This is a genomic window from Roseateles sp. L2-2, assembly GCF_050613215.1.
Taxonomy (GTDB): Bacteria; Pseudomonadota; Gammaproteobacteria; order Burkholderiales; family Burkholderiaceae_C; genus Roseateles; species Roseateles noduli.
Window position 1 is genome coordinate 1,325,086 of record NZ_CP192509.1, and the last position, 16,987, is coordinate 1,342,072.

General features: G+C 67.5%; 17 protein-coding genes. 5 read left to right on the plus strand and 12 right to left on the minus strand.

Translation table 11 applies throughout. The features are described from left to right. Positions 1 to 116 precede the first annotated feature (116 nt). On the plus strand, positions 117 to 476 hold the full coding sequence (locus ACQZ13_RS06010; protein WP_431050303.1) for a hypothetical protein: 360 nt from the start codon (positions 117 to 119) through the stop codon (positions 474 to 476). A 4-nt stretch (positions 477 to 480) separates the two neighbouring features. Here the strand turns inward: ACQZ13_RS06010 and ACQZ13_RS06015 are convergent, their stop codons facing one another. Both ACQZ13_RS06015 and ACQZ13_RS06020 read right to left on the minus strand, forming a co-directional pair. Then, positions 481 to 1,509 (minus strand): SDR family oxidoreductase, encoded by a 1,029-nt coding sequence (locus ACQZ13_RS06015; protein WP_431050304.1) that lies wholly within the window; start codon positions 1,507 to 1,509, stop codon positions 481 to 483. A gap of 3 nt (positions 1,510 to 1,512) precedes the next feature. Next, positions 1,513 to 2,103, minus strand: a complete 591-nt coding sequence (locus tag ACQZ13_RS06020; protein ID WP_431050305.1) for a TetR/AcrR family transcriptional regulator — start codon at positions 2,101 to 2,103, stop codon at positions 1,513 to 1,515. 75 nt (positions 2,104 to 2,178) lie between these two features. Between ACQZ13_RS06020 and ACQZ13_RS06025 the strand changes: the two genes are divergently transcribed. Both ACQZ13_RS06025 and ACQZ13_RS06030 read left to right on the plus strand, forming a co-directional pair. Beyond that, positions 2,179 to 2,991 (plus strand): GNAT family N-acetyltransferase, encoded by an 813-nt coding sequence (locus ACQZ13_RS06025; RefSeq protein WP_431050306.1) that lies wholly within the window; start codon positions 2,179 to 2,181, stop codon positions 2,989 to 2,991. 107 nt (positions 2,992 to 3,098) lie between these two features. Then, on the plus strand, positions 3,099 to 3,524 hold the full coding sequence (locus tag ACQZ13_RS06030; RefSeq protein WP_431050307.1) for a hypothetical protein: 426 nt from the start codon (positions 3,099 to 3,101) through the stop codon (positions 3,522 to 3,524). A gap of 35 nt (positions 3,525 to 3,559) precedes the next feature. Here the strand turns inward: ACQZ13_RS06030 and ACQZ13_RS06035 are convergent, their stop codons facing one another. Next, positions 3,560 to 4,258 (minus strand): hypothetical protein, encoded by a 699-nt coding sequence (locus ACQZ13_RS06035; protein WP_431050308.1) that lies wholly within the window; start codon positions 4,256 to 4,258, stop codon positions 3,560 to 3,562. Between the two features lie 246 nt (positions 4,259 to 4,504). On the opposite strand from ACQZ13_RS06035, the gene ACQZ13_RS06040 reads away from it, so the two are divergent. Beyond that, positions 4,505 to 5,173, plus strand: a complete 669-nt coding sequence (locus tag ACQZ13_RS06040; protein WP_431050309.1) for a PEP-CTERM sorting domain-containing protein — start codon at positions 4,505 to 4,507, stop codon at positions 5,171 to 5,173. Between the two features lie 179 nt (positions 5,174 to 5,352). On the opposite strand, the gene ACQZ13_RS06045 is transcribed toward ACQZ13_RS06040, so the two are convergent. Further along, the gene (locus ACQZ13_RS06045) at positions 5,353 to 5,646 is read right to left on the minus strand and encodes a DUF2007 domain-containing protein (RefSeq protein WP_431050310.1); all 294 of its coding nucleotides are present in this window, start codon (positions 5,644 to 5,646) and stop codon (positions 5,353 to 5,355) included. 79 nt (positions 5,647 to 5,725) lie between these two features. Between ACQZ13_RS06045 and ACQZ13_RS06050 the strand changes: the two genes are divergently transcribed. After that, the gene (locus ACQZ13_RS06050; protein WP_431050311.1) at positions 5,726 to 6,577 is read left to right on the plus strand and encodes an amidohydrolase family protein; all 852 of its coding nucleotides are present in this window, start codon (positions 5,726 to 5,728) and stop codon (positions 6,575 to 6,577) included. 93 nt (positions 6,578 to 6,670) lie between these two features. Here the strand turns inward: ACQZ13_RS06050 and ACQZ13_RS06055 are convergent, their stop codons facing one another. The 8 genes from ACQZ13_RS06055 to ACQZ13_RS06090 all read right to left on the minus strand — a co-directional run bounded on the left by ACQZ13_RS06055 (position 6,671) and on the right by ACQZ13_RS06090 (position 16,947). After that, entirely contained in the window at positions 6,671 to 6,844 is a 174-nt protein-coding gene (locus ACQZ13_RS06055) for a hypothetical protein (protein WP_431050312.1), read from the minus strand. A gap of 17 nt (positions 6,845 to 6,861) precedes the next feature. After that, positions 6,862 to 7,194: a hypothetical protein gene (locus ACQZ13_RS06060; RefSeq protein ID WP_431050313.1), complete on the minus strand. Its 333-nt coding sequence runs from the start codon at positions 7,192 to 7,194 to the stop codon at positions 6,862 to 6,864. A 499-nt stretch (positions 7,195 to 7,693) separates the two neighbouring features. Next, a complete protein-coding gene (locus tag ACQZ13_RS06065) occupies positions 7,694 to 9,247 on the minus strand; it encodes a tryptophan halogenase family protein (protein ID WP_431050314.1) in 1,554 nt (517 codons plus the stop codon). 10 nt (positions 9,248 to 9,257) lie between these two features. Beyond that, positions 9,258 to 10,256: a cupin-like domain-containing protein gene (locus ACQZ13_RS06070; protein ID WP_431050315.1), complete on the minus strand. Its 999-nt coding sequence runs from the start codon at positions 10,254 to 10,256 to the stop codon at positions 9,258 to 9,260. 33 nt (positions 10,257 to 10,289) lie between these two features. Then, a complete protein-coding gene (locus tag ACQZ13_RS06075) occupies positions 10,290 to 11,039 on the minus strand; it encodes a SapC family protein (protein WP_431050316.1) in 750 nt (249 codons plus the stop codon). A 144-nt stretch (positions 11,040 to 11,183) separates the two neighbouring features. Beyond that, entirely contained in the window at positions 11,184 to 14,231 is a 3,048-nt protein-coding gene (locus tag ACQZ13_RS06080; RefSeq protein ID WP_431050317.1) for a TonB-dependent receptor, read from the minus strand. A 216-nt stretch (positions 14,232 to 14,447) separates the two neighbouring features. Continuing rightward, positions 14,448 to 15,536 (minus strand): ABC transporter ATP-binding protein, encoded by a 1,089-nt coding sequence (locus ACQZ13_RS06085; RefSeq protein WP_431050318.1) that lies wholly within the window; start codon positions 15,534 to 15,536, stop codon positions 14,448 to 14,450. A gap of 13 nt (positions 15,537 to 15,549) precedes the next feature. Continuing rightward, positions 15,550 to 16,947: a GH1 family beta-glucosidase gene (locus tag ACQZ13_RS06090; RefSeq protein ID WP_431050319.1), complete on the minus strand. Its 1,398-nt coding sequence runs from the start codon at positions 16,945 to 16,947 to the stop codon at positions 15,550 to 15,552. Positions 16,948 to 16,987: the final 40 nt, after the last annotated feature.

Below are 16,987 nucleotides of genomic sequence, written 5' to 3' on the forward strand. Positions count from 1 at the left end.
GCGGTGTCGCGGAACGGCCCGGTGGGTCTCGCCGATCGATACCGCGCGATCGCGGCGCGGGTGGCGACGGCGGTCCCGCCCACACTGCGCGTCGTTGCTTTTCAACGAGGGAAGAAATGAAGCGCGTGATCTGGACGCTGATCCTGGGGGCGGTGGTGCTGGGCGTGATGCACTGGAGCGGCAAGCACGGCAACGTGGTGCCGAACTGGGCCTTCCTGGTGATCCTATCGCCGGTCATCTGGATGACCATCGCCGAAGACGACCGCGACGACTTCGACCGTCCGCTGGATGGGGTGTTCGGCGGGCTGGCGCTGATCGTGCTGCTGATCGGCAGCGTCGGCGCGCTGCTCGTCGGCCTGGTGGGACTCGGGCTGCGCAACGGGCACGGCTGGGAAGCCTTGCTCGTGTACGCGCTGCCGGCCGGCATCGCGGGGTTGGGGTTCTGCGTGCTGAGCTTGATGCGGTCGAGGGAGTGAAGGCTCAGCGGGCGCCCAGCAGGCCCATGCGGACGAGACTCTCTGCGGTCGCGATCACCGCTTCGGCGTCGCCGCGCGGTTGCCAGCCAAGCACGCTCCTGGCCTTGCGGTTCGAGAGGTGCTTCACCTTGCCGAGCTCGGGCAGCAACTGGCGCAATTCGGGCCTGAAGCGGGCGGCGAGGCGCACGAGCCAGTTCGGCAGTTGCCGCGTCGGCACCAGCGTCGCCGTTTCGCCGAGACCGGCCCGCAGCATCTGCGCCACCGCAAGCATTGACACGCAGTCTCCGGCGGAAGCGAGGAAGCGCTGGCTGGCCGCCTGGGGATTCGTCATCGCGCGCAGATGAAGTTCGGCGACGTCCCGGACGTCGACGACACCGAAGTGCAATTGCGGGCAGGCGCTGACGTGGCCGTCCAGCATGCGCTTGACCAAGGCGATCGACGACGAGTAGTCGGGACCGAGCACCGGACCGAAGATCCCGACCGGATTGATCACTACAAGCTCCAGGCCGCGGCCCTCTGCGGCGACGAAGTCCCAGGCGGCGCGCTCGGCCAGCGTCTTCGACTTCACGTAGGCGGTGCTGCCGGATTCCAGACGACTCCAGGAAGATTCGTCGAGCGGATGGGCGAGCTTGGTGTGCCCATACCCGATCGCGGCGAACGAGGACGTCAGCACCACGCGCCTCACGCCGGCCGCCCGTGCGGCTCGCAGGACTCTCAACGTGCCCTCGCGCGCGGGGACGATCAGCTCATCTTCATGCTTGGGCGTCCCTGGAGGAAATGGCGATGCCGTGTGCAGCACGTGATCGCAGCCGGCAACGGCCTCCGCCCATCCGGCGTCAGCGCCCAGATCCGCGACCACGATGTCGAGGCGGGTGTCGGGACCGGCGCCGCCTTGCCGGACCATGTCCCGCACCACGGACGCCCGGCAGGCTGAGCGCACGGTGGCACGGACGTCATGGCCGGCCTGGAGGAGTTGGACGATGCAGTGGCTGCCGAGGAAGCCGGATCCGCCGGTGACGAGGACCTTGCTCATGGATCATTCCTCCAGATGGCAGCAGACGCGCACGCACAGCCGGACGCGTCTCGAGAATTCCTGAGGTGTCGGCTTGCCGTCCTTCCAGGTGAGGCCGCACAGGAACAGCACTTGCGCGACGTCCTGCGGCGACCGGTTCGAGGGGACATCCACGAACTCGGGCGCCGATGCCAGCGCCTTGACGATGCGCTGCTGGAAGGCGAGCTTCACTTTCTCGACCTCCTTCGAGGAGAGCTGGTCGCCGGCCTCGATCACGTCGAAAGCGCTCGGCGTGAAGGTGACGAGATGGCGACCGAACCAGGCGTCCATGGCGGCGGCGAGTCGCTTGGAGAGCGGCTGGTCGGTGCGGCCGAGCGCTTCGTCGACGAGCGTCAGACCGTCCGTGAGGTACTTCTGCATCGCGGCGACGAACACCTCGTTCTTTCCCGCGAAGTGCAGGTAGAGACCCTGCTTGGAGATTTGCGCCGCAGAGGCGAGATCCTCGATCGAGGTCTTGCGGTAACCGCGCTGTCCGAACTCCCGGATCGCCGCGTCGAGGATGGTGTCCCGTCGCGCATTGGTCGCGGTCGGCTGAGCTTCGCTGCTTGATTTCATTTGACCAAGTGTACTGAAATGGTCAAAATGGTCAACCTAATGGTTTTTGCTGATCCTCCACTACCATGTGGCGGCATGACTGACGCCACCGCTCTGCTCGCCGCCTACGACTCCCAACTCCGCTCCGACGCCGAGACGCCGAGCGCCATTGCAGTCACGCGGCTGGGGTCGTTGCGGCTGGTGACCTTCGCACGCGGTCGGGGCTTCGTGACGTATCGCGATCTTGGCGGCGCGGATGCGCAGGAAATCCATCGGCTCGTCGGAGAGGCGCTACTGCACTATCAGGCTGATCCCGCCATCACCCATGTCGAGTGGAAGTCACGCGGGCACGACCTGGCACCGGGGCTGCATGAGGCGCTCCTCGCGCATGGCTTCGAGCCCGATCCGCCGGAGTCGATCATGATCGGCGAGGCGCGACTGCTGGTCGCCGATGTCCCGCTGCCGGAGGGCGTGACGATGCGCACCATCCGCGAGCCGCAGGAGGTGGCGCGCATGTGCGCGATGCAGGCGGAGGTCTTCGGCGACCTCGATCCGGATCCGATGACGCAGTCGCTGCTGGAGCGGCTCGCGCGCGACGACGGGATGTCCTTGTGGATCGCAGAGGCCGACGGAGAGCTGATCACCGCCGGGCGGTTGGAGCCGGTGGCCGGAACGGCCTTCGCCGGGATCTGGGGCGGCGCCACGCGTCCGGCGTGGCGCGGGAAAGGCATCTACCGCGCATTGACCGCAGCGCGGGCGCGCGAAGCGCTGGCGCTGGGGAAGACGCTGATCCACAGCGACTCCACGGACTTCTCGCGGCCCATCCTCGAAGCCTCGGGGATGGTGAAGGTGTCGACGACGACGCCGTACAACTGGCAGCGCCAGACGGCGCGCGGTGTCACGCCCTGACCCCCTCGGTCGCGGGAGCCGGTACCGAGAAGACGAGACTATCGTCGCTGGCGAGGCGGCGCACACACTGCGCGGCGTCGCAACCAACCGCTCCGGCCTCCACGTCCATGTCGCCCCGCTTCATCTTCCTGGCCTTCAGCGTGCTGCTCTATCTGGGCTCTCTCGCGCTGCCGGCGATCCGCTTCGCCAACGGCGACCATCACAGCGGCTTCTTCCTGCTGTGTCTGGGCTACCTCAACGGCACGGTCCATTGGCTGGCGAATCCCCTGGTGTGGGCGGCGTGGGCGCTGCTGGCCCTGCGACGGCCTGTGCTCACGCTGATCGTGCTGGGCGCGGCCGTGGCGTTGATGCTCGGAGCGCTCCAGGTGCGTGAGGCGCTCTGGTCCTGGAACAGCCTGGCGGCCGCCCGCTTGAAGGTCATCGGCCTCGATGCGGGCTACTGGGTCTGGCTCGCGAGCGCCGTTGTCGCCGGGATCGGCGCTCTGGGCGAGTGGGGCAGCCGGGTGGTCGAGAAGGCTGGCGAATCGCGGTGAACTGAACGCCAGCCCGGCGCTTTGCGACGCGTCGCTCACTTCGCCGGGTCTTCTTCCGGATCCTGAGTGCCCTCAGCCGCATGACTGCCCGCTGCTCCGAGCCCAAGTCCTGCGCCGAGGCCTCCAGCACCTGCGGCGCCGCCACCGCCACCGCCACCGCGCGAGCCGCCTTCGCGCCCACCGGCGCCACCGCCCTTGCCACCGCCGCTGCCCGCGGGCCTCAGCGGACCCTGCTTCGGGATCACGACGGACGCCGGGATCGGATCGAGCTCCAGCACCTCGCGGATGAAGTCGCGCAGCGACGCGACGAGCGCCGCCGTCTCCACCGGCTTGCCCGTGACCATGTCCTGCGCCGCCTGTGCGGCGAGGCGGACCTGCTCGTCGGTGCCGAGCAGGATGATGTCCGACAGCGCAGCCTCGACGGCGTCGCGCATGCGGCGTGCGCGATCCGAGGCGCCGATCGCCATCGTGCCAGGCTCGGCGAGCTGGCGCAGTTCCCGCAGATGGCGCGGATCGACGGCGAGCGTGCCGGTGAACGATCCGCCCAGCGTCTTGTACGCGGCGATCAGCGTCTTCAGCCGCTCATTGATCTGACGGTTGGCGCGCTCGCGCCGCTGCTGCACCGACTGCATCACGAGCAACCGCACGCCGACGGCGATGAGCGAGACGATGACGAGCCCGATCAGCGTCGAGAGCATCGTCTGCCAGGAAGTGAAGTCGAGTGCGCCGCGCATGGTGGATCTCCGGGGGGAGTCGCCCAACGGGCAAGACCTGGGCCCAGATAGGCGTTTTCCGCCCCGCGTGCGGATTTCACGAACGGCGCGGGCAATCCCCGGGACGGGCGTGTCGGCCGAACTTACAGCTGGCGACAGTTTGTCCCCTATAACGGCTTCTAAGTGATTGACACCATTCAGCTTTCGGCGCATGGCACGCATCTCGCTGAAGCAGGGGGCAATCAAACGAGGATGAGGATCCGTTCCATGTCGAAGACTTTCAAGAAGATGGCCGTCACGGCCGCCCTGACCTTGGCCGCTGTCGGTGCCCAGGCCGCCGCAGTCGGCACCTATGGGGTGAACGGCGTCACGGGGCTGAATGCCCTGGGCAACACCGTCGTGTCGCTGGGCAGCCTGAACGCCGCCAGCCTCAGCACCGTGGACGTGCTGCTGCTGGGCCGCGGCGCGCCCGTCAATGCAGACATCGCCAATTTCGTGTTCAACGGCGGCAAGCTGATCACCGAATGGTCGTCGGCGCAGTACGGCATGAGCCTGCTGGGCGGCGTTGCGCGAGACAACTACAGCTCGTATCGCAACGGAGACACGATCAGCATGACCGCCGCCGGCATTGCGCTGGGTCTGACGTCCTACTCGGACAGCGGCTCGACCGAGTTCTTCCAGGACTTCCTGAGCCTGGGCCGCGGCACGGTCTACGGCACGCGTGGCTCCAACGGCGCCACGGCGCTGGTCGGCGGCTCCTACGGCCGCGGCACCGTGTGGGTGGCCGGCTACGACTGGGGTGACCAGGCCGCGGCGCCCACCCTGCGTTTCCTGGACAGCGTCATCGACGCCAAGATCCCGGAGCCGACGTCGCTGGCCCTGGCCGCCATCGCGCTGATGGGCCTCGGCTTCTCGACGCGTCGCAAGTCGCGCTGAGCGCCCGGGCATGGACCGGCGTCGCCGGTCCTGCTCGCCTCACAACGGGCTGCCTTGGGGCAGCCCGTTTTGTTTCAGGGGCCGCGAGTTCATCCGCATGAAGCGACCCGCACCCCGCGCAGTGCCCGCTCACCGATGCAGACCTCTTCGTCGCCGCAGTTGGAGCGCATAGCGCTGCATCAGCCCTTGGGGCCGAGATCGTCGTCTTGATCGTCGTCAAGCTGGTAAGCCCCGGCCTCGAACTCCGCGAGGGCCCTGTGCGCGGCCGCGACTTCCGAGGCAGGCACCAGCACACGTACGCCGCCGAGCGCCGGCGACAGCAGCGAATAGTTCCGCACCATGTGCTCGTCCGCGAGATGCGGCGTGAGGTGGACCGCTTCCAGCACGCCCTTCAGCAGGTGGGCTTCGGTCGGTGAGTCCAGCGTCGCGACGCAGACGAAATCATCGGATGTCGGATCGTTGTGAGCTGGCATGGGTCCTCCGGTGTGGTGAAGCATAAGGCGTCCGGAGACACGCACAATCGACGGGCACCCCTCAGTGTTCGGAGACCTCATGCGCCTGCTGCCCTTGATCGTCCTGAGTGCCTTGCTGTTCGCGCCCTTGGCGCATGCGCAGGACAAGGTGTTCGACTCCCACGTCCATCTGTGGAACGGCGAGACCTCGCTGCGGGAGTACCAGCAGCAGTTGAAGTCCGCTGGACGGTCTTCTGGAGACGGCCTGGCGGCCATGTGGTTTGGTGGACCGAACCAGGCTTTGGTCGGCGATCCCGACAGGATCCGCGTTGGCAACGACAGCGTGGTCGCGCTCGCGAAGCAGCATCCCGAGCTGCTGCCCATCGCCACCGTGCATCCCTACGACGGCGACGCCGCGCTGACCGAACTGGCGCGCGTCGCGAAGCTCGGCGTGAAGGTGCTGAAGATCCATCCGCACACGCAGCGCTTCGATCCGGACGACCCGCGCGTGCTGGCGCTCGTGAAGCGCGCCGGCGAGCTCAACGTCATCGTGCTGATGGACAACGCCAACATCCTCCCCGGCGACAGCGAGAAGCTCTTCAATCTCGCGCTCAAGGCGTCGAAGACGAAGTTCATCTTCGCCCACATCGGCGGCTTGAACTTCCGCTTCTGGAACATCCTCGCGCTCGCCCGCACCGCCGAAGGACTCTTCGGCGACAACATCTACTTCGACATCTCCGCGACCAGCGTCATCGTCGCCGGCTCGCCTATCGCGGACGAATTCGTCTGGACGCTGCGCAACGTCGGCATCGACCATCTGCTGCTGGGATCGGACTTCCCGCAGCTCACGTTGCCGCAGACGCTCGCCGCGCTCGACCGGCTGAAGCTCACCGACGAGGAGAAGGCGAAGATCCGCTACGGGAATGCGCGCAGGCTGTTCGGCTTGCCTTGAGCGCACGCGCGGTGTCAGGTCTGAACAGGGGGACGTTGGCAGGCGCCGCGACGACGGCGAAGCGGCGCTGCGAGGACGCCTGACGCTTCACACCTAGGCCAGGCTCCAGGTCTTGAAGACCATGTACGTCCCATGCAGGCCGAGCATCTTGTCCTCTTCGCCGTGACGCCAGACCTTGCGGATCTTGTCGAACATCACCCGAGGTGGGGCGGCTTTGCGAGGGCAGTGGAGCCCGGCCAGCACGCGCAGGATATGGATCGTTCGCATGCGCACGAGCGCTCCGATCATCGGTCGCTGGCCGTGATGTCAAGATACCTTTCCAGCGCGCAACCGAAGGCCAATGCGTACTTCAGGACATCCGGACCGTTGGGCTTGACGTCGAAATACTTGCAATACTCGTCCACCCGCTTCACGGCGTTGCGCAGCAAGAAGAACTCGCTGGTCGGGTTCTCGATGACGTCACAAAAGGACTCCACGTCGGCTTGGTAGAGGTCCATGAGGCCCACGCCCACCCCGGCAAACTCTGGGTCGTCGATGTCGCGACCCTTGTACAGAGCATCGAAGTCCTGCGGGAGCGGCTTCCAATCTAGAAAGGCGACCCCCAGCTTCTTCAGCATGAGGAAGTTCTGCTGGTTCGGCGAGAGTTGAGCAGGCGTCGATGGGGCAGGCGCGGCCACTGCCGCGGCGACTTGGTTCACTGGGATCATGTGTTCAGGCCAAAAAAAAGCACGGGAAGCCCGTGCTCTCGTCGGTGCGACCTTGAGTTATTCGTCTTGGAAGGCTCTCGAGAACTCAAACGGGTCGTCGTTCAGCGAAGCGAGCAACGCGACGGACGAGTTGGTCCCACCCGTGCCACCCACGGCGTTCCGGGACGCTTCCTGACTTTGCTCCAAGGACGCGCGTAGCGCATCGTTGCCAGCCAAGCGCTCACCGAAAGCGATAGCACGAGCTTCCCAGCGTGCAATGTCAGCAGAATCAAAAGACATTCTTCGACTCCTCTCGGAGCTAACGGTCCAAGCGACCACGGGCAAATGATAGTTCGGACCAGTCCAGGAAATAACGGATGTGACCGAGGCTTGGCGCGTCGCGCGCACCTTTCCTTGACTAATCGCAACTCTAGGCTGGAATCGCCGCCTTCGGCCCCGTCGCCGCCGGCGCATACCGCGCCACGTACTGCTGATGCCCCGGCAGCTGCCGCACCGTCTGCTCGATGCGCTCGCGCATCTCGCCGAGGAAGCCACCCAGTTCGCGATCGTCCATGAGGTCCGCGATCGGGTGATGCTGCTCCGGCATCAGACCCTGACCCAGCATGACCTGGATCCACGAGTTCTCGGTGAACAGCTCATTGGGCACGCGAAACACGCGCCCCGTCTCCCTGAACAGGTCCAGCCGATGCTGCAGCGAGGCCGGCACGCCCATGGCCCGCATGTCCCGCCACATCGGCGAGTCCACGCGGTTCGTGACGTGGTAGTGCAGCACGATGAAGTCGCGGATGTGCTCCAGTTCGTGCGCCATCTGCGCGTTGTACTCGTCCACGTCGGACTGCCGGATGCCGTCCTTGGGGAACATCTGCATCAGCCGGATCGCGCTGCGCTGGATCAGGTGGATGCTGGTCGACTCCAGCGGTTCGAGGAAGCCGCTCGCCAGGCCGATGCCGACCACGTTGCGCTTCCACACCACGTCCCGCTGACCGGGCTTGAAACGGATCACCCGCGGCTCGGTCAGCACCTCGCCCTCGATGTTGCCCAGCAGCGCCGCCCTGGCCGTGTCGTCATCGGTGTAGCGGCTGCTGAAGACCACGCCGTTGCCGACACGGTGCTGCAGCGGGATCTGCCACTGCCAGCCCCAGGGATGCGCGATCGAGCGCGTGTACGGCACCGCCTCGCGCACGCCCGCGGTCTGGACCGCGATCGCGCTGTCGCACGGCAGCCATTCCGACCAGTCCTGGTAGCCCACCCCCAGCGTCTGCCCCAGCAGCAGCGAGCGCATCCCCGTGCAGTCGATGAACAGGTCGCCCTCGATCTCCGTGCCGTCCTGCAGCTTCAGCGCGCGCAGGTCGCCGTCCGGTCCGTGCCGCAGCACCTCGGCGATCTTGCCTTCGACGCGCACCACCCCCAGCGCCTCGCTGAAGCGCCGCAGGTAGCGTCCGTACAGCGTCGCGTCGATGTGGAAGGCGTAGTTCATGCCCGCCCGCGGCAGGTGCGCGAAACGGTTCTCCTGCGCCGCGCGCAGTTCCAGGCAGTAGTCGCCGTAGTCGGTCGCCAGACCGCGCTCCCGGCCCTTGCGCCAGAAGTGCTGGAAACCCGCCGTCCAGTGGTCCGTGCCGGTGGTGCCGAAGGAGTGGATGTAGTCCTCGCCGACATCGCGCCAGCCTTCGAACTTGATGCCGAGCTTGAAGGTGGCCTGCGTCGCGGCCATGAACTCCTGCTCCGGAATGCCCAGCAGATGGTTGAAGGTCAGCAGCGTCGGGATGGTGGCCTCGCCGACGCCCACCGTCCCGATCTCGTCGGATTCGACCAGGCGGATGTCCAGGCCTTTGCCCAGCGTCTTGGACAGGCAGGCGGCCACCATCCAGCCGGCGGTGCCGCCGCCGGCGATGACGACGCGGCGCACCGGAGCGCGCGAGGGGTCGGTCGAAGGGGCGTCGGTCGAAGGGGAATGCTGGCTCATGGAGAGCTCCTCAGCGTTGCAGGCGTTTGATCAGGTGGGCGCGCAGGTGCAACGCCCCGTCGGCGCTCAGCGGCGCCAGCGCGTGGCGCGCAGGCGGGGGAATGTGGGCCGCGGTCTCGCCGTCGGCGTGGAACACGTAGTGATCGAAGATCCCTTCCCACGCGCGGCGCTGCGCCGGCGGCAGGTCGCGCATCGTCAGCAGCGCCAGCATCAGCGCCGCCACCGGGGAGTCCATCTGGTCCGGCGACTGGCGCCACCAGTAGTTCACCAGCACGTTGAAGCCTTCCAGCGCCTCCACGTGGTGCCACCACATGCTGGGGATGTAGAGGGCATCCCCGGCTTCGAGGACGGCCTCCTGACCGTTGGCCAGCGCTTCGGAGAAGCGCGGGTAGCGGTCGAGATCGGGTCGCTTCAGATCGACCAGGCTCACCGGCTGACCGGCCGGCGTGAAGTCGAGCGGCCCGACGTAGAGGTTGGGCAGCTGCTCCGGCGGGAACAGCGTGAATCGGCGCCGCCCGGCGACCACGCAGGCGATGTTGTCGGGCAGGTCGTAGTGGGCCGCGATGCGGCTGCGATTGCCCAGCCACACGCTGACCAGCGGATCGGGGTGGCCGACGTCGAGGTCGTTGTGCGCGCGGAAACCGGGCAGGCAGGTGTCCACGCTCGTCGATCCGACGTAGAAACACGGCGGCCGCGGGTCTCGCTTGAGCTCGAGCAGGGCTTCCATCACCGCGGGCAGCGGGGCGTCGTGGCGGCCGAAGTTGAAGCCGCTGAAGTCCGCGTTGTAGAAGAAGCGTCCCTCGATCTCCGGCGGGCCGGTCATGATCGCGACGGGTTCGTCGCGCCAACACTGGCGCAGATAGTCGACCGCCGCACGGTCGGACCGGCGCGCCGCCTCGACCATCGGCCAGTGCGCGACGACGCCGCGCAGCACGACCGGCTCGGCCCGTTCGAGCAGGTCGTCGGGCAGGCGGCCCGGCGTCGCGACGATCTCGCGGATCGATTTCACGTCATCGCCTTCGTCGTCGTCACCGGCGCGGCCTCACGAGCCCGAGCGGCGATGCCGCTCGATGAGACCGCGCAACTGCGCCATCGAGGCGACGGCCATGTAGACCGGTTCAAGGAAGCCGGCGCGATGCAGCGCGCCCAGCGCCTCGGCGTCCAGCGCTTCCAGACGCTCCTCGTGGATGGCCTGGAAGCCGGAGATGCGCGAGATGCCGCCCTGGTCGGATTCGATGTCCAGCACGAAGGACTCCAGCAGACGGTGCGTCAGCAGCGCATCCATGAAGGCGGGCAGCGCCAGCATGCCTTCGTGGATCGCGCGCAGCAGCGAGGCGGCCCGTTCGACCATCTCGGTCGGCTGACCGTGTTCGTCGAACAGCGCCGCATCGTCGTCCTCGGCCAGCCGCACGCGCGGATGCGCGAGGTCGACGTGGAGCTGCAAGTCGTCACCGGCGGCCCCCGGAGCCCCCGGAGCACCCGCCGAAGGCGAGCGGCCGATCATGAAGGGCTGCCGCTCGAGGGACCAGGGCAGGTAGTGCGCCTCCCAGACCGTCTCGGAGCCCGCATGCGCGAGGAACAGGTTGCGGCCTTCGACCAGGCCGAAGAGCGCCACCGGATACAGCCCACCGGCGCCGTCGTCGCGGAAGACGATCGGGTAGTGCGCCTGCGCGTTGCGGAACTCGGCGGGGAAGATCGGCGCCAGGATCGCGCCGTCGCCGTAGGCCGTGCCTCGGCGGGTGACCACGCGCATCGCGGCGTGGTCGCGGCTGTTGAGGAGGACTGAGGTCATGGGGCGATGGTGGCGGAACGCGGTCCGCCCGGAAAGGGGAAAAGCCTGGGCTTGAAAACAGCCCGGCGCGCGGGGCCGGTGAGGGCATCGCGCGCCGGGCGAAGGGCCGTCGGAGTCGGCCCGGAGCTCACATCGCCGCGGCGATCAGAACTTGTAGCGCATGCCGACCATGTAGCGACGTCCGGTCGAGGTCACGTTCAAGGTCTCGGACTTGGTCCGCCCGTAGGTGCGGTAGACCTCGTCCGTCAGGTTGATCGCCTCGGCCTGGAAGCTGAGCCGCTCGCTGAAGTTGTAGCCCACGCTCAGGTCCAGCTGCTTGTACGGCTCGACATAGACCGGCGCGGACCGACCCAGCGTGTTGCCGTCGTTCAGCGCCTGCAGGAACTTGTCGCGCCAGTTGAAGGCCAGGCGCACGCTGAAGCGCGCATCCTCGTAGTAGCCCACCAGGTTGGCGGAGTCGCTCAGGCCCACCAGCGCGTACTGCTGGTCGAAGCTCATCGGGTCGTACTTCAGGCCCGACTTCACGTGCGTGTAGTTGGCCTGCACGCCGAAGCCCGACCGGCCGAACGCGTGCTGCACGTTCAACTCGTAGCCGCTCAGGCTGTTGTTGTGCGTGTTGGCCGGCACCGTGATCTGGAAGTTGGCGACCGGATCGTCGGGCTGGCCCTGGATCGTGCCCTGCGCGTTGCCGTTGTCGTCGAAGCCGGTCCGCACCACGCCGTTGGTCCCGTTGTACTTGTTCAGGATGTAGTTGCGGATGCAGGTGATGTCGCCGGCGCAGGCCCCGGTCGTTGACGCCTCGGTGTACAGCTTGCCGCCGACCGGCGTGTGCAGGTTGAACGGCGTGGCGTTGACCAGCGTCGTGCCGATGTAGTTCGAGATGTTCTTGCGGAAGAACCCGGCCGAGATGTAGCTGGACTTCGCGTAGTAGTACTCCAGCGAGAAGTCGATGCTCTTGGCCTTCAGCGGCTTGAGGCCCGGGTTGCCCGAGGAGCCGGTGCCGCCGTTCAGGCGCGCCAGCTCGTTGAGCGTCTGTCCGCCCTGGATCTGGTCCCACAGCGGCCGGCCCAGCGAGGTGCCGTAGCTGGCGCGGAACTTGAGCTTGTCGGTGATGTCCGCATCCCAGTCGATGCTGGGCAGCCAGTACTTGTAGTCGCCGCTCTGCGTGGTGAAGCCCGGCGTGCCCTTCTGCACCGTCAGCTCGTTGTTGGACCCCCAGCTGATGCCGGTCATGATCGGGACCAGCGCGGTCGAGGTCACCTTGGTCTTCTCGTAGCGCATGCCCAGCGTGGCGCTCATGGGCACCCACAGCTCCCACTCGCGGGTGTACTCGGCGTAGGCGCTGGTGGACTTCTCCGTCGTGCGGCGGTCCACGTCCCAGTTCGGATTGGCCAGGTACTTGCTCGACGACAGGCCCTTGGAAGGATCCGCCTTGTCCGCGGCCGCCGCGGCCAGGTTGCGCAGCGTCGCGAAGTCGAAGGTGTAGAAGTTGGCCGCCAGTCGCGGATCGTTGCCGCCGCCGATGTGGCTGAAGTAATCGTGCAGGTTGGCGGGGATGAAGATGTTGTCCGGGTAGTCCGCCGCGCTCGTCGCGCCGCCCCAGGTGTCCAGCTGGACGTTGGAATAGGCGGAGCGGTTCTTGACCTTGGTCTGTCCGATGCCGAAGTCCACCTTGGAGGCGTCGTCCAGCTTGAACGAGCCGCGGCCCTGCTGCTGGTCCACCTCGGAGCGCATGTAGCCGTTGCGGAAGGCCGAGCCCGTCACCAGCTGGCGCGTCGCGTCGGGCTGCGAGCCGTCGATGATCAGGATCGGCATGTCCTGCGAGAAGTCGCCGGTGGTCGTGCCGCGGTTGAAGCTCGCGGTGCCGATCACGTTGTTCGATCCCCAGGGACTGTCCGCGCCGGAAGTCGCCGTGGACTTGTGCGCGTCGAATTCGAAGCGCAGGCGGTCGGTGGCCTTCCAGTCGAGGTTCAGGCCGACCGACTTGTTGGTGTTCTTCGTCGCGAAGTCGCCGCCGCCCATGGCCAGGTCGGACGTGGCCGGCACGATGGTCTCGGTGTAGGTGATGGGCGATGCGACCGGGCCGTTGGTCCACGAGCTGCTGGAGGCGCCGAAGTTGAACCAGGCCGAGTAGTCGTTGCGGCGCGTGTGGACCTTGTTCTGCGAGCCGGTGAAGTCCACCGTCGCCGTCAGGTCCTTGGTCGGCGCGTACTGCAGCGTGAGTTGACCGTTCGTCCGGTCGCGCCGGATGCCGTTCATGTTGTAGTTGATGTTCTGCGGGACCGAATACACGTCGGTCGCGCCGGGCCGGTTCGTGATGTTCTGGCCGCCGGGCTGGCCGGTCTGCGGGATCGAACCCCAGCCACCTTCGTCGCCCTTGAAGGGCAGCCAGCCGCCGGGAACGCCGGCGTTGTTGTAGCCCGCGTCGCGGCGCTGGAAGCTGCCCGACAGGGCGATGCCGAACATGCCGTCGGCGAAGGTCGTGCTGTAGATGCCGGAGACTTCCGGCGTCACGCTGTCGCCCTTGAGGTTGTCGGGCAGGCGCGAATTGCCGCCGTCGTGCACCGCCTTGACGCCGATGCTGGCCACGGTCTTCTTCGAGTCCAGCGGGCGCGCGGTCTTGATGTTGATGGTGGCGCCGATGCCGCCGGTGGGCGTGCTGGCGCGGCTGGTCTTGTAGACCTCCAGCGCACCGATCGATTCCGACGCCAGGTTGGCGAAGTCGAAGGCGCGGGAGTTCGACGGCGCCGTGTCCAGGATCGACGACGACGGCATCTGGCGGCCGTTGAGCAGCACCAGGTTGAAGTCGGGGCCGACGCCGCGCACGGTGACCTTGGAGCCCTCGCCCAGCGAGCGGTCGATCGACACGCCCGAGATGCGCTGCATCGACTCGGCCAGGTTGGTGTCGGGGAACTTGCCGATGTCCTCGGCGACGATGCCGTCCACCACGCCGCGTTGCTGGCGCTTGAGGTTCAGCGAGGTGTCCAGCGACTGGCGGATGCCGGTGACGACGACGGTGTCGATCTGCGCGTCGGCCTTGCGCTGGGCTTCGGAGGCGGCCGCTTCAGGCGCCGCGGGGGCCTGCTGCGCGTGAGCGGCAGCGGCGAAGAACAACAGGGCGCAGGCAGCCGCGACGGGCTGACGTTGCAGGCCGCGGACCTGCCGCTGTCGGGTGGGGTGGACGTGCTTCATCTTGTCTCCTTGTTATCTCTCAGTCTTGACCATGACCCCCATGCGATGGCGGGCCCGATTGTCTGCAGGGCAAGCTGGATCCGTGTATTCGGCGGTAACTTTGAAAGCGCTTTCAGAATTTATCCGCTTCAGCCAAGGGCCCTCTACTGACTTTCCCTAGCGAGGGGTTCCGCGCCACACACGGGCGCGGGGGGTACTGCGGAACGGGGGCGCGGCTCAGGCCGCGACAGGGACGGCGGCGCGCGGTTCGAGCGCGCGCGTCTCGGCGTCGAAAGCCAGTGCGTGGTCGGCGGCGGCGATCAGGCGGACGGTGTCGCCGTCATGCAGCGACGCCGCGCCCGCGGGGAGCTTGGCGGTGAGCAGGTCGGCGATGCCGTCGACGCGCAGGTGCAGGATCGAGGTGTCGCCCAGGTGCTCGGCGAGCACGACCGTGGCGGGCACGGCGCTCTCGTCGCCGCTTGTCCCCAGAAGCAGGTGCTCGGGCCGCAGGCCGAGCCGGTTCGCCGCGGGTCGCGCGGCGCCGCCGAGCGCGTCCCACAGCCGCCGCGCCGCGCCGGGCGCGTTGGACGTCGGGCGCTCGATGAAGTTGATCTTGGGCGCGCCCAGGAAGCTGGCGACGAACTCGTTGGCCGGACGGCGGTAGAGGTCCATCGGCGCGCCGAGCTGCTCGATGCGGCCCTTGTTGAACACGGCGATGCGGTCGCCCATGGTCATCGCCTCGACCTGGTCGTGGGTGACGTAGATCATGGTCGTGCCGAGCTGCTGATGCAGCCGCGTCAGCTCGATGCGCATGTCCACGCGCAGGGCGGCGTCCAGGTTGGACAACGGCTCGTCGAACAGGAAGACCTTGGGCTTGCGCACGATCGCGCGGCCGATGGCCACGCGCTGGCGCTGGCCGCCGGACAGCTGCTTGGGCGTGCGCTGCAGCAGGTCGGTGATGCGCAGGATCTCGGCGGTGCGGCGCACCTGCTCGTCGCGCTCGGAGCGGCCGACGCCGGCCATCTTCAGCGCGAAGCCCATGTTCTCCGCCACCGTCATGTGCGGGTAGAGCGCGTAGCTCTGGAACACCATCGCCGCGCCGCGGTCGGCGGGGCGCAGGTCGTTGGCGCGGTTGCCGTCGATCAGCAGGTCGCCGCCGGAGATCTCCTCCAGGCCCGCGATCATGCGCAGCGTCGTGCTCTTGCCGCAGCCCGAGGGGCCGACGAAGACCATGAACTCGCCGTCCCGGACGTCGAGGTCGATGCCCTGGATCACCTCGTGATCGCCGTAGCGCTTGCGGATGCCGCGCAGCGTGACTTGTCCCATGACGGTCTCCCGATCAGCCCTGGCGCGCGGTGCGCCGTTGTGACACTTGTTGCACGACGAAATCCTTGTAGGCCAGCGCGCTGTCCTTGGGCGTGCGCCGCTGCGTCGCGTAGTCGACGTGCACGATGCCGAAGCGCTTGGCGTAGCCCGAAGCCCATTCGAAGTTGTCCAGCAGGCTCCACACCATGTAGCCGCCCATGGGCACGCCCTGCGCGAGCGCGTCCCCGACGGCGGCGATGTGCGTGTCGAGGTAGCGGGTGCGGTCGGCGTCGTGCACGCGGCCGTCGGCGCCGACCGGATCCGGGAAGGCGCCGCCGTTCTCGGTCACGTACAGGCGCTTCGCACCCGGGTAGTCGCGCTTGATCGACACCAGCAGGTCGGTCAGGCCCTGCGGGTAGACCTCCCAGCCCATGTCGGTCAGTTCCAGCCCGCTGGTCTTGTTGTCGACCGGACCGTTGGCGCTGATCATGCCGCGCGAGTAGTAGTTGATGCCGACGAAGTCGATGGGCACCTGGATCTTGGCCATGTCGCCGGCTTCGACGTAGGGCGCGTCGTGGCCGAGGTAGTCCAGCACGTCCTGCGGATAACGGCCCTCGAAGAGCGGGTCCATGTACCAGCGGCGCAGCTTGCCGTCTTCGAGCCGCGCGGCGGTGCGGTCGGCGTCGGAGTCCGTCGCCGGGTACATCGGCGCCATGTTCAGCACGATGCCGAGCGAGGCCTTCAGCTTGAGCGCGCGCATCGCGGTGATCGCCAGGCCGTGGCTCAGCAGCAGGTGGTGCGAGACCTGCGCGGCGATGCGGCGGTCCTTGATGCCGGGCGCGAAGACGCCGGATTCGTGGCCGAGCTGCGCAACCACCCAGGGCTCGTTGTGCGTGGCGATGGAGGCGACCTTGCCGCCCAGGCGCTTGGCGATGCCGACGGCGTACTCGACGAAGCGTTCGGTGGTGACGCGGTTGCCCCAGCCGCCGATGTCCTGCAGCGCCTGCGGCAGGTCCCAGTGGTTCAGCGTCAGGTAGGGCTTGAGACCGCGCGCGAGCATGCCGTCCACGAGCTTCTCGTAGAACGCGAGGCCGGCCTCGTTCCAGTCGCCTTGCCCGGTCGGCTGCACGCGCGGCCAGGACACCGAGAAGCGGTACGCGTCGACGCCCAGGCTCTTGATCAGGTCCAGGTCCTCTTCCCAGCGCTGGTAGTGCTCGCAGGCGACGTCGCCGTTGCTGGCGTCCGCGATCACGCCGGGCTGGCGGCAGAAGGTGTCCCAGATCGACGGGCCCTTGCCGTCGGCGTCGTGCGCGCCTTCGATCTGGAAGGCGCTGGTGGCGACGCCCCAGACGAAGTCGGCGGGGAAGTCCTTGGCGGCGGCCGTGGGCAGCGCTGACGAAGCGGCGGAGGAGACAGGCGTGGAAGATGACATCGAGGGTGTTGTTCTAGGTGTGGGAGGAGAGGGCGCGGGC

Bases quoted from the DNA above. Each gene is read 5' to 3' on its own strand.
- ACQZ13_RS06055 (WP_431050312.1), bottom strand. From the start codon at position 6,844: ATGCGAACGATCCATATCCTGCGCGTGCTGGCCGGGCTCCACTGCCCT.
- ACQZ13_RS06085 (WP_431050318.1), bottom strand. From the start codon at position 15,536: ATGGGACAAGTCACGCTGCGCGGCATCCGCAAGCGCTACGGCGATCAC.
- ACQZ13_RS06050 (WP_431050311.1), top strand. From the start codon at position 5,726: ATGCGCCTGCTGCCCTTGATCGTCCTGAGTGCCTTGCTGTTCGCGCCC.
- ACQZ13_RS06035 (WP_431050308.1), bottom strand. From the start codon at position 4,258: ATGCGCGGCGCACTCGACTTCACTTCCTGGCAGACGATGCTCTCGACG.
- ACQZ13_RS06015 (WP_431050304.1), bottom strand. From the start codon at position 1,509: ATGAGCAAGGTCCTCGTCACCGGCGGATCCGGCTTCCTCGGCAGCCAC.
- ACQZ13_RS06040 (WP_431050309.1), top strand. From the start codon at position 4,505: ATGTCGAAGACTTTCAAGAAGATGGCCGTCACGGCCGCCCTGACCTTG.
- ACQZ13_RS06080 (WP_431050317.1), bottom strand. From the start codon at position 14,231: ATGAAGCACGTCCACCCCACCCGACAGCGGCAGGTCCGCGGCCTGCAA.
- ACQZ13_RS06090 (WP_431050319.1), bottom strand. From the start codon at position 16,947: ATGTCATCTTCCACGCCTGTCTCCTCCGCCGCTTCGTCAGCGCTGCCC.
- ACQZ13_RS06075 (WP_431050316.1), bottom strand. From the start codon at position 11,039: ATGACCTCAGTCCTCCTCAACAGCCGCGACCACGCCGCGATGCGCGTG.
- ACQZ13_RS06045 (WP_431050310.1), bottom strand. From the start codon at position 5,646: ATGCCAGCTCACAACGATCCGACATCCGATGATTTCGTCTGCGTCGCG.
- ACQZ13_RS06010 (WP_431050303.1), top strand. From the start codon at position 117: ATGAAGCGCGTGATCTGGACGCTGATCCTGGGGGCGGTGGTGCTGGGC.
- ACQZ13_RS06065 (WP_431050314.1), bottom strand. From the start codon at position 9,247: ATGAGCCAGCATTCCCCTTCGACCGACGCCCCTTCGACCGACCCCTCG.
- ACQZ13_RS06020 (WP_431050305.1), bottom strand. From the start codon at position 2,103: ATGAAATCAAGCAGCGAAGCTCAGCCGACCGCGACCAATGCGCGACGG.
- ACQZ13_RS06030 (WP_431050307.1), top strand. From the start codon at position 3,099: ATGTCGCCCCGCTTCATCTTCCTGGCCTTCAGCGTGCTGCTCTATCTG.
- ACQZ13_RS06060 (WP_431050313.1), bottom strand. From the start codon at position 7,194: ATGCTGAAGAAGCTGGGGGTCGCCTTTCTAGATTGGAAGCCGCTCCCG.
- ACQZ13_RS06025 (WP_431050306.1), top strand. From the start codon at position 2,179: ATGACTGACGCCACCGCTCTGCTCGCCGCCTACGACTCCCAACTCCGC.